Genomic DNA, 10,464 nt, shown 5'->3' on the forward strand with positions numbered 1-10,464 from the left:
CTCCTTCCTGTTTTTCCTTTTGATATCAGATCATTTCCGCATCAAACCGCGTATACGAACGCGCAGCCCACTTCCTGCGCGAGCACATTTGCGAAGATGCCCGACGGCTGCATGATGAGACCGGGCACGACCATCGTCTTCGCCTTTTCGCGCGCTTCGGCCGGCGTCAGCTTGTCCTGCTTCTGCACGACCGACACAATGCTGCGAAACGCGAGATTGCATCCGAGTGCGATGGCGCCCTTGGAGATCTGATTGTCGAGCATGTAGTTGGCCATCATGCCCGTCGGCGCGGGCGCACCGGGTGTGGGCAGCACCGGGTTGTACTTCATCGTCTTGCCGTCATCGCCCTTGAGCTTGAACTGCTTGCCGACGTTGTAGTTGGCCCAGAACTCCTGATTCATCGCCAGCGGGATGCCGCTGTGGCGAATGACGATGACCGGTGCCAGGTCGGCTGCGGTGACCTTGAGTGCATCGATGTACTGCGCGCCCCAGATTGCGGCACGGAATACGCCGGCACCGCCCGCGATCTCCGGCACATCGAACATCGCCTTGTGCTTTGCCGTGACGCGCTTGGTCCAGGACGTGTCCCAGACTTCCTGCGGCGGCTGTTCGAACGCGGCGAGTTCCTCGGACAACGAGAGCGACGCGGCGTTCAGGCTACCGGGCATGCCGGCTTCTGCCTTGGCCAGCGAGGGAAGGGCCGCCAGGGCGGCGGCCGAAATGCCAGCCTGCTTGAGAAACGCGCGACGCGCAGAGGACACGGAAACTCCGGGGGGCGGTGGGTCGGCGGGACAGAGCCCGCGGGGATCCCTGAATGATGAACAAACCGGGAGGCGTTGTCACGCGCCGAGCGGAGACCGCGGCCGGCTGGTGCTACTCCGGCGTCTGCACGCCTCCCCATCCGCCAAAGCTCACCCCGAGTCGGAGCTGCCGGGGCTCGACAGGGTGAAAGTGCACGTCTTCCACACCACCGGCGGGCTCTCCACGCAGCCGTGACGCGTAGAAATATTGCACGTCGCGCCCGCGGCTCCCCAACAGGTTGAGTACGCTGGCCGTGAGGCGGAGGCCACGCATGGGCATGCCAAGACTTGCGTTCACGAGCGTGGTGGACCGCCCACGCACGGAGTTGTCTTCGATGAGCGGATGGGCGCCAAAGTTGCGCACCCGGATCACCGCCGCGGGCCCGGTCGCCCAGGGCGACCACTGCACACCTGCCGCGATCACTGATTCGAGAGCGCCTGGCACCGACTGCGCGCCAACCGGTTCGTCGAGGTAGCGCGCCCGCGTGAACGATACGTCGGCGTCCACGGCGAGCGCACGCAACGGGCGCCAGAAGTTGGCAAGGGTCACGCCGGTGCGCGCGCTGCGGCCCTGTGGTTCGGTGGTGCCGGCATCACCCACGAACAGCAGTTCGCTGTCGAGACGCAGCGTCCACAGGGACACCGTCGTGCGAAGGTCGCGGACACCTGAGAGACGCAGCCCCACTTCGCCACCGCGGGAACGTACGAGTGGATCGACCGAGTCGACCGCATCTCCGCTCACCGGGTCGACGCGAATGGTGGTGCCACGCGCGTCATTGCTGTGGAAGCCCAACCCGCCGCCAACGTACAGCTCGAGCGCCGCCGTGGGCGCAACGATGACCGATGCCTTGGGGCTGGCCAGCGTGGCCCCGCGAACACCGGAGTTCACTGGGCGGTCACTGGTAACGTCGAACCGATAGCCATCACCTCGCACGCCCACCGACGTGCGCAGCCATGACTGCCAACGACTGTCGACGGAGGACCAGAGACCCAGGCTGCCCTGTTGAACCAGGTCTGCACGTGCCATGTCCGTGAAGGCGCGGTTCTGCGTGTGAGCCAGCGACACGTCGGCGTTGTCAAAGCGTCCCTGCAGCCCGTACCGCCACTGGTGTTGCGTGCTGCCCACTCCGACAGCGCGCTGCTGCTGCAGATTGAGGCCGAAGATCGAGCGGTCGTCACGCTGCCGGATCTGATCGCCGGCGGCTTCGTCTTCGAGGTGGTAGGTGAAGTTGGAGAACAGTTCGAAGTCGTAGCGCACCGCATACGCTTCGAGCTGCGTGCGCGTGGTACCGCGTGTGCGCGTCCAGTCGAGCGAGAGGCTGTGTCGCGCCGTGGAACCGCCGAGCGATGTGTCGACCTGGCCGAAGCGATGGACAGCGCCGTTGTTCACCGCACGTTCGGGGATCTGGTCTGACGCGTTCCAGTGATTGAGGTAGCTGAGGCCGAGCAGCGAGACGGCCTGCTCCCGTCCTTGCCAGGAATAGCGCGCCAACGCCGATCGCTTGGAGAGTCCCTGTGCGACCTGCCATGGTCCGTCGTAGCCCTTGGCTTCACCGCCCAGCAGTACCGTGTGCGCACCACTGGTGCGGCTGCCCGCTGCCACCGCACGCCGATAGCCCCACGCACCGCCTTCCACCTGCGCGAGTGAACGGGGCAGTGAGCGCACGAGATTGAGCGTCGCGCCTCCGGCACTGCCGAAGTCGCCGAGGTCGGCGTAGTACGGGCCCAAAGAGTAGCTCACGTGATCCACGAGCTCGGGAATGAGCAGGTTGAGATCGGTGTAGCCCTGTCCGTGCGCGTGCGTGGGCAGATTGAGGGGCATCGACTCGATACGCGTCTGGAAGTCGGTGCCGTGATCGAGATTGAAGCCACGCACGAACATCTGGTTCGCCTTTCCGTCGCCGCTGTGCTGGGTGAGGATCATGCCTGGCACAGCCTCCAGCAGTTCACCCTCGCGGAGCAGTGGACGTTGCCGCAGATCGGCGCGCCCGATGCGTCCCTGCGCGGCGCTGGTGGCGATGCCGATGAGATCATCGCGGCGGCCCGTCACCTGCACTGCGCCCAGTTTTATGGTGGAGTCCTTCGTCGTACGACTGGTGTAGGAACGGGGGCGGTCCTGGGCTTCGGTAGTGGCAGCCGTTGCCAGTGCCAGTGCGGCAATGCACAGGACCGTCCGAGCGGAACAGCGAATCATGTGGTCGGTCAGCAAATGCGGGGCAATTGTTCGCCAATGGGCATGGTGATCACGCGACGCGCGCCAAGACCGGTGCGGGCGACGAGCATGCCCGGATGATCGGTCACGACTTCGCCGATGATGGCCGCGTCCGTTCCGAGCGGGTGACTGCGCAGCGAGGACAATGCCGTATTGGCGGCATCGGCCGGCACGATGGCCAGCAGTTTCCCCTCGTTGGCGACGAACAGGGGATCGAGTCCGAGCAGCTCGCAGGCGGCTCGCACTGCCGGACGAATGGGCAGGGCCTGCTCTTCGAGCATGATGCCCACACCGGCGTCGGCGGCGATTTCGTTGAGTGACGTGGCCACACCGCCCCGAGTGGGGTCGCGGAGTACATGCACATCGGGCACGGCCGTACGCAGGGCCTCCACCAAACCGTTCAGCGGCGCGGAGTCACTGATGATGGCCGTTTCGAATTCGAGGCCCTCGCGCTGGCTCATGATGGCCATGCCATGATCACCGATGCTGCCGCTCACCAGCACGACATCACCCACCGTGGCCCGATCAGGGGCGATGTGCACGTCATCGTCGAGCACCCCGATGCCACTGGTGTTGATGTACACCCCATCGCCATGCCCACGCTCGACGACCTTGGTGTCACCGCAGACGATGCGCACGCCGGCTTCACGGGCGGCCCGTGCCATGTCGTGCACGATGCGCGCGAGTTGTGCCATCGGCAGCCCTTCCTCGAGAATGAATCCCGCGGTGAGCACCAGGGGGCGCGCGCCGCTCATCGCGAGATCGTTCACGGTGCCATGGACGGCGAGTGAGCCGATGGTGCCACCCGGAAACTCCAGCGGCTGCACCACAAACGTGTCGGTGGTGCACGCGATGCGCTGGCCCGGCAACATGAGTACCGTCGAATCGGTGAGCGCGCTGGTGTCGCCCGGCGCGAACGCCGGGCGGAACAGGTGTGTCACCAGTTCGGCTGACAGTTGTCCACCACCGCCATGTCCCATCACGATGCTCGGATAGTCGCGCAGCGGCAGCGGGCAGCTCCATTCTTCCATCGACGTCACGACGGGCTGCTGTTCAGCGATGGTGCTCATCGTGCGCTGCCTGCCCGCTGCAACTGCACGGTGCGCCCGTAGTTGAAGTAAGCGGCACAAGCGCCTTCGCTGGAAACCATCGTGGCGCCAAGCGGTGTGCGTGGTGTGCACTGCGCTCCAAATGCGGAGCAGGAGGTGGGCTTGATCGTGCCCTGCAATACATCGCCGCTGCGGCACAGCGCCGATTCCTGGGTGTGAATGCCGGTCACGTCGAACCGGTATTCGGCGTCATGGTCCCGGTACGCTTCGCTGAGACGCCAGCCGCTGTTGGGAATGATCCCGATGCCACGCCATGCACGGTCGCTCACGGTGAACACCTGCTCCAGCAATTCCTGCGCGGGCCGGTTGCCGTCGAACGTGACCACACGTGCGTAGGCGTTCTCCACGGTGTGCTGCCCTCGCTCGAGCTGCGCGATGGTGCGGCGAATGCCTTCGAGGACATCCAGCGGCTCGAAGCCGGTGATGACGATCGGCACCTGATGCGTGGACGCCAGCATCGGGTACTGCCAGAACCCCATCACGCTGCACACATGGCCAGCGGCGAGAAACGCCTGCACGCGATTGACTGGTGAACGCATGATGGCGTCGATGGCCGGTGGCACGAGCACGTGCGACACCAGCATGGAGAAATTGCGCAGCTTCTCCCGCTTCGCGACGTGCACCGCCATGGCATTGGCCGGTGCCGTGGTCTCGAATCCAATGCCGAAGAACACCACCTGTCGGTTGGGGTGCTGCCTGGCCAATGAGACGGCATCGAGGGGTGAGTACACCACGCGCACGTCACCGCCTTCGCTCTTCACACGGAACAGATCCCGGTCGGAGCCCGGCACGCGCAGCATGTCACCGAATGAACAGAAGATCACACCCGGTGTGGCGGCGATGGCGAGCGCCTTGTCGATCACTTCGAGCGGAGTCACGCACACCGGACAACCCGGGCCGTGAATGAGCTCGATTTCGGGTGGCAGCAGCTGATCGATGCCGTTGCGCATGATGCTGTGCGTCTGCCCGCCACACACTTCCATGATGGCCCATGGCTGTGTGGTGACCTGACGAATCTCGGTCGCGATGCGTTGCGCGATCTCGCCATCACGAAACTCCGTCAAATACTTCATGACAGACTCGTGGCCTGACTTGGTACCGGACACGGTGGCGGCGGCGCGTAGTCTTCGTCGGCCACTTCGCCCAGCTCCTCCTCGAGAATGCCCAGCGATCGGAAATGATGCAGCGTCTCCTGGGCGGAGGCTTCGTCGATGAGACTGATCGCAAATCCCACGTGCACGATGGCGTACTGGCCAACGACGGCATCGGGCAGGTAGGCGAGACACACGTTCTTGGTGATGCCGCCAAAGTCCAACTTGGCCATGCGCATCGCTCCCTCATCGTAGATGGAGGTGATGCGGCCGGGCACAGCGAGGCACATCGTCAGGCTCCCAAGTCTGAGGGGCTACCAGTCGCGGCGAGCGACCAGAGCATCACGCGATTGTTGCCGCTGTCGGCGATCGCGAGGTGGTTGTCATGCATCCAGAGTCCATAGGGCCAGCACAGCGTGTCGTCGGCGACGGCTGTCCAGCGATTCTCTCCGGCCGCATCGAAGTTGAGCTGACCAAACACTTCCTGTGCTGGCGCCTGCACGCCATGGCGTGGCATGCCATGCCATCGCAGCAAGCGGTTGTTGGCCGTGTCTGCTGTCACCAGCGTGTTGTGCCGTGCGGCCACCGCATACGGAAAGCGCAGACGATGTGCACCCTGTGGTCGGTGCGGCAGTTCTTCGTTCTGCACGAATCCCTTCTGACCGAGCACGAGATCGGCCGGGCGGTCGGAGAACGGCGTCGGAGTCCAGCCCAGCACACGATGGTTGCCCGCATCGGCCACGAACAACGTGCGCGAGTCGCCGCTGATGGCATGTGGCCAGCGAAACGAGGCGGCGGTGGGATCTCCGCCGCGATTCTCATCTCCGCGTGTGGCGTCGTCCTGGCCGAGCACGACGTGTGCAGGGTCGCCCGGTTCGGGGATGTACGGCCAACCCAACACTCGGCGATTGCCCGTGTCGGCAATCCAGAACCAGCCACCGGCGATTCCCAGCCCATAGGGCCAGTACAGCGTGTTGGCGGCGATACTGCCACCGGCGTTCGGCATCGCATCGGCCAGCGTGGGTTGACCGATGGCGTAAGACGGCGGCGTGTCACTGCGTGTGGGCACCTCGTTCCACACGAGAATGCGATGGTGCCACGCGTCAGCCACCAGCAGGCGGCCGTGATGCACCAGCACGCCGGTGGGCAGATGCAATCCGTTGTCGCAGCCGCGGCCCCCTGCTGCGGGACCTTCGGCGTGAAAGTCCGGCTGCCCCAGCACGACATCGGCATCGGCGCCGTCGTGCGTGGGGTGCCCATGCCAGATGAGCAGGCGGTGATTGCCGGAGTCCGCCACCACGATGCGTTCGTCGTCGAACCACACACCGCGTGGCGCATAGAGCTGGCCCGCTGTGGGCTGTGCCGATGGCAAGGCCAGACCGAACGGCGATGCCGCACCCAGCCGGCGAATCGGCGCAGACATCGTGGATGGCAGGGCCTGCGTCATCAGACTGGGCGCAATTGCACGCGTCCACCGTCCACCCGCACCGGCAGGGCCTCGAGCTGGGCCTGCGGAGCCGACAGGCATTCACCAGTCCCACAGTCGAAGCGGAAACCATGCCACGGGCAGGTGATCGTGCGGGCTTCCCGGTCGACCATGCCGCCGTCGATGGGCAGGCCCATGTGCGCGCACTCGTTCCAGTACGCCGTGATGTCGCCATCAAGCCGGAGGATGACCACACTGCGTCCGTCGGCGACCTCGTGCCGGTACGGTCGCGCCTCCTGCACCTCGTCGAGCAGCGGGCCGTCCACCCAGCCATCACCACGCGGCGCGCGTGTAAGCGTGACGAGTCCCGGTGTGGGGTCGGGTTCGTTGGGCACCACTTCGATGCGCGTGATCTCGGGGACCTGCTCCTTGAGTGCTTCCTCGATACCGTTGCGCAGCGTCACCGACGACATGCTGCAACCGTTGCATGAACCGGAGAGGCGCACGAACACCGTATCACTGGTGACGTCCACCAACGTGACATCACCACCATGTGACTGCGTGTAGGGCCGGAGGTTCTCCACCACCCGTGCCACGCGCGTGCGCACATCGGCCTTCACGATGCCGTGCAGCGATAGCAGCGCATACACGCCGGGGTCGTCGATCAGCTCGAACAACAGCTCCTTGCCCCGGGGATCCTGCTTGAGCGCGCGCACGATGGTGGTGAGCCCCGCCTTGTGGAATGCCTCGAGCGCATCCTTGAGCGCCAGCGCGCGTGTGCGCTGATCGATGGGCATACCTCGTACATCATCGAGTGTGCGCTGCACATTGTTGGCCAGCGTTTCGAGCGTGGCATCAGCGCCAGATGTCGACGCAGCGGGGGGCAGGGGTGCGGTGGCAGTCATGAGTCGCTCAGTCGACGACCTGGAACGCCAGACGCTGCTCCAGCGCTTCGTCCGTCTTGAGCACGAGGATGGTGGCGAATCCCTTGCGTGCCGTAAGCTGCATCCAGTCGCCGATGGTGCGCGCTTCTCCGTGCAGCATCGCCGCATCCGCCGTCGGCAGTGGGCGGCGCGACAGCGAAGCCAGCACGAAGGCTGCTCCCGCGGGATTGTCCAGCAGAAAGTCAGCGAACAACGCGGCCACGAACTCGTCCACCCACACACCTTCGGCGTTGGGATCGAGGCGCAGTCGTGTCAGACCGGGCACGGGCCCGCCGCATCGTTGCTCCACCCGCTCGACAAAGCGCTCAACGGCGGTGTTGAAGAAGAAATCGAACTGCTGCCGTTCGTGGACATTCATGAGGATGCACCGGCGGTGGAGAGTTGTCCGTTGATCAGTTCGAGCTGCTCGAGCAGACGCTGGGCCGCATCGGACTCACCATGCCAGTGCAGCAGCTTGTGGGCTTCGGTGAGCTTGTCCACTGCATGCGTGAAGATGCCCAGATGGGCGAGCGCATTTCCCTGGTTGGCCAGGATACGCGCGTAACCCACCGGATCCATCGCCCGTGGGCGTACGGTGAGCAGCTCTTCGTACGCGTCGACGGCCTGCATCAGATTCTCCTGACGATGCCCGGACGGCATGTATTGCATGGCGTTGGCCATGTTGAGCATGGTGCTGGCCCATTCGTCGGGATACGTCTCGCGATCATACACGACCAGCGCTTCCCGGAAGGCCTGCACCGCCACGGCCAGGCGCAGCTTGTCGCCGGCTTCCGACATCGGCATGGCCACGTACGCGATGCCGAGGTTCGCCTGAATGCGTGCCCACAGCAGCGGATGCGATTCACGATTGATGCCGGCCTGCAAGGCGCGCTGGTACAACTGTGTCGCCTCCACCAGCCGGTGCCGCCGCGACTCGGCGATCTGATGCACGACCAGCGCTTGCCCGCACAGCAGCTCGGCGCGCAGACCCGGCAGTTGGGTATCCCCCGCCAGTGCGATGGCGTCCTTCCAGAAGGCCTCGGCCGTTTCACCGGCCTCTTCGAGCCCCGCACGCTGTGCCAGCATCTGCGCGGCGAGAAGGGGCGACACGGCACGTGAAGTCGCGATGCCGGCGTCGAGTTCTGCGGCCGCCGCCGCAAAGTCGCCGACTTCGAGCGCATGGCTCGCGCTCACCAGCCGTGCATGGCCTACCAGTTCACCGTCCAGCAGTGACCAGTCAGGCTCGTGATAGGGCTCGCCGAGTACAAAGGCCGCCATGCGCGTGAGGGCGCGCAGTACGGCATCGCTCCCCGATTCGGCGCGTGCGAGGTGCACCGGCTCACCGGAGAGCACGTACCGGTTGTAATGCGCGAGCTGGTCGTCGTGCGAAGCGAGCAGTGACAGCGCGCGTTCACGGTCGCCCTGGCCCGCTGCCTCGAAGAACCGCCAGGCATCGGGCCAGGCATCGGGTTCCTCGCCACGCAGAAGCGCTGCGTGTGCGGGGTGATCGGCGTCCAGCACCGGCAGCAGCAAGAGTCCGGTGGGATAGGGAAACACACCGATCGGTTGGGGGCGGATCATGAGAGGTCCGGAAGGGAAGTCGTCGCGTCAGCCGTTGCCATGGACACGAGTGCGACACGGAGCGCGCCGCGTTCATCGTCCCAGAACGCGGGGAGATCGCCGGTTGGGCCTTCGTCCTGCAGCACTTCGCGCACCAGCACGCTGCGGTCGCCAGCGGGATTGCGTTGCTTGAGCAGCAGGCCGCCGCCGCCAGGCCCGCGGGTGGGCAGCAGCCACAGTTCGTTGCCACGCGGCATGGCCAACAGCGTGTCGGCGGGGAAGAATCGCTGGGCCACCGCGGCCGACAGCACGAGATAGCCGTCGCTGCGGAGTGCGACCGTGAACGGTGTGGTATTCGTGTCGTCACGCGTCATGTGGTCACCGCTGGCGCGGAGAGTGCGGCGTCCACTTCCTGCATGAGCAAATCAGCCACCCGATGCATGGCCGCGTCGACGGCGGGAGAGAGGGGGGCGCCGGGATCGAGATGCTCCGCCTCGATGAGCCAGACATCGATACGCGGCGGATAGTCTTCCTTGAGCGCCCAGCGGGCAAAAGCCAGTGCGTGATCCCAGCGAAACGCATGCAGGTTCACGCCGGCGAGTGGCGGGGTTTCGGCGTCACGCCCGTCGAGGCGAAAGATGGCGCCCGGTTCCGAGCCGCTCCGGCACGTATCGACGATGATGACGTGAGGCACGCCTCGCATCTGAAAGCCGACATCCATGCCGCCGGTTCCGCCGTCGGCGCAACGCACGCCGTGCGGCACCCCTCGTTCCCAGAGGTGCCGCACGAGAACCGGGCCAACCGCATCGTCGCCGCGCAGCAGATTGCCGCAGCCGACGATGAGTACCCGAACGGGGGCGTTCATCGCGCGCTCATGTGTCGGCCGCTCAGCCCATCTCCCCGATGCGGAATCGCGAGAGCTCCTTGCCGGTCTTTTCGTCGTACGCATGTACCGTGCACACGAGGCAGGAGTCGTAAGAGCGTGCCACATGCCCCATCTCCACAGGATCGGTGGCGTCCTGGATCTCGGCGCCGATGAAGGCCTGTTCCATCGGGCCATGTCGGCCCAGTCGGTCGCGCGGGCCGATGTTCCAGGCGGTGGGCGTGATCACCTGGTAGTTCTCGATCTTGCCGTCGCTGAGCACGATCCAGTCAGAGAGAGAACCGCGCGCCGCTTCAGTGGAGCCAAAACCCCGGCCACTCTCGAGTTCCACCGGCTTGTTGTAAAAGCGATCGTGCAGGTCGATCTGATCGAGCCACGAACGCACCATGCGGAAATACTTGGGCGCTTCGTGCATGCGGGCCATGACGCGGGTGAGAATACTCGGTCCCACCGTCTGGAT

12 protein-coding genes are annotated in these 10,464 nt (G+C 65.3%); all 12 read right to left on the reverse strand.

The window, feature by feature from the left end; all coding sequences use genetic code 11:
* Positions 1-41: 41 nt before the first annotated feature.
* Positions 42-761 (reverse strand): hypothetical protein, encoded by a 720-nt coding sequence (locus tag VGE27_RS06805; protein WP_331048889.1) that lies wholly within the window; start codon positions 759-761, stop codon positions 42-44.
* Between the two features lie 112 nt (positions 762-873).
* Entirely contained in the window at positions 874-2,994 is a 2,121-nt protein-coding gene (locus tag VGE27_RS06810) for a TonB-dependent receptor (protein ID WP_331048890.1), read from the reverse strand.
* An 8-nt stretch (positions 2,995-3,002) separates the two neighbouring features.
* Complete coding sequence (hypE, locus tag VGE27_RS06815; RefSeq protein WP_331048891.1) at positions 3,003-4,082, reverse strand: hydrogenase expression/formation protein HypE; 1,080 nt, start codon at positions 4,080-4,082, stop codon at positions 3,003-3,005.
* Positions 4,079-5,194 carry a hydrogenase formation protein HypD gene (gene hypD / locus VGE27_RS06820; RefSeq protein WP_331048892.1) on the reverse strand — a complete coding sequence of 372 codons (1,116 nt, stop codon included), beginning with the start codon at positions 5,192-5,194 and terminating at the stop codon, positions 4,079-4,081. Before hypD ends, hypE begins: the two co-directional genes overlap by 4 nt.
* Entirely contained in the window at positions 5,191-5,502 is a 312-nt protein-coding gene (locus tag VGE27_RS06825) for a HypC/HybG/HupF family hydrogenase formation chaperone (protein WP_331048893.1), read from the reverse strand. The genes hypD and VGE27_RS06825 overlap by 4 nt, the downstream gene beginning before the upstream one ends.
* Positions 5,503-5,504: 2 nt before the next feature.
* A complete protein-coding gene (locus VGE27_RS06830) occupies positions 5,505-6,635 on the reverse strand; it encodes an NHL repeat-containing protein (protein ID WP_331048894.1) in 1,131 nt (376 codons plus the stop codon).
* 23 nt (positions 6,636-6,658) lie between these two features.
* Entirely contained in the window at positions 6,659-7,543 is an 885-nt protein-coding gene (locus VGE27_RS06835; RefSeq protein ID WP_331048895.1) for a NifU family protein, read from the reverse strand.
* A gap of 7 nt (positions 7,544-7,550) precedes the next feature.
* Positions 7,551-7,940: a hypothetical protein gene (locus tag VGE27_RS06840; RefSeq protein ID WP_331048896.1), complete on the reverse strand. Its 390-nt coding sequence runs from the start codon at positions 7,938-7,940 to the stop codon at positions 7,551-7,553.
* Positions 7,937-9,142, reverse strand: coding sequence for a hypothetical protein (locus VGE27_RS06845; protein ID WP_331048897.1), 1,206 nt, complete (start codon positions 9,140-9,142; stop codon positions 7,937-7,939). Before VGE27_RS06845 ends, VGE27_RS06840 begins: the two co-directional genes overlap by 4 nt.
* On the reverse strand, positions 9,139-9,495 hold the full coding sequence (locus tag VGE27_RS06850) for a hydrogenase maturation protease (protein WP_331048898.1): 357 nt from the start codon (positions 9,493-9,495) through the stop codon (positions 9,139-9,141). The genes VGE27_RS06845 and VGE27_RS06850 overlap by 4 nt, the downstream gene beginning before the upstream one ends.
* The gene (locus tag VGE27_RS06855; RefSeq protein WP_331048899.1) at positions 9,492-9,986 is read right to left on the reverse strand and encodes a hydrogenase maturation protease; all 495 of its coding nucleotides are present in this window, start codon (positions 9,984-9,986) and stop codon (positions 9,492-9,494) included. Before VGE27_RS06855 ends, VGE27_RS06850 begins: the two co-directional genes overlap by 4 nt.
* Positions 9,987-10,008: 22 nt before the next feature.
* A partial coding sequence (locus tag VGE27_RS06860) for a nickel-dependent hydrogenase large subunit (RefSeq protein WP_331048900.1) occupies positions 10,009-10,464 on the reverse strand: 456 nt, incomplete at its 5' end.

This window comes from Gemmatimonas sp., from assembly GCF_036405635.1.
Classification (GTDB): Bacteria; Gemmatimonadota; Gemmatimonadetes; order Gemmatimonadales; family Gemmatimonadaceae; genus Gemmatimonas.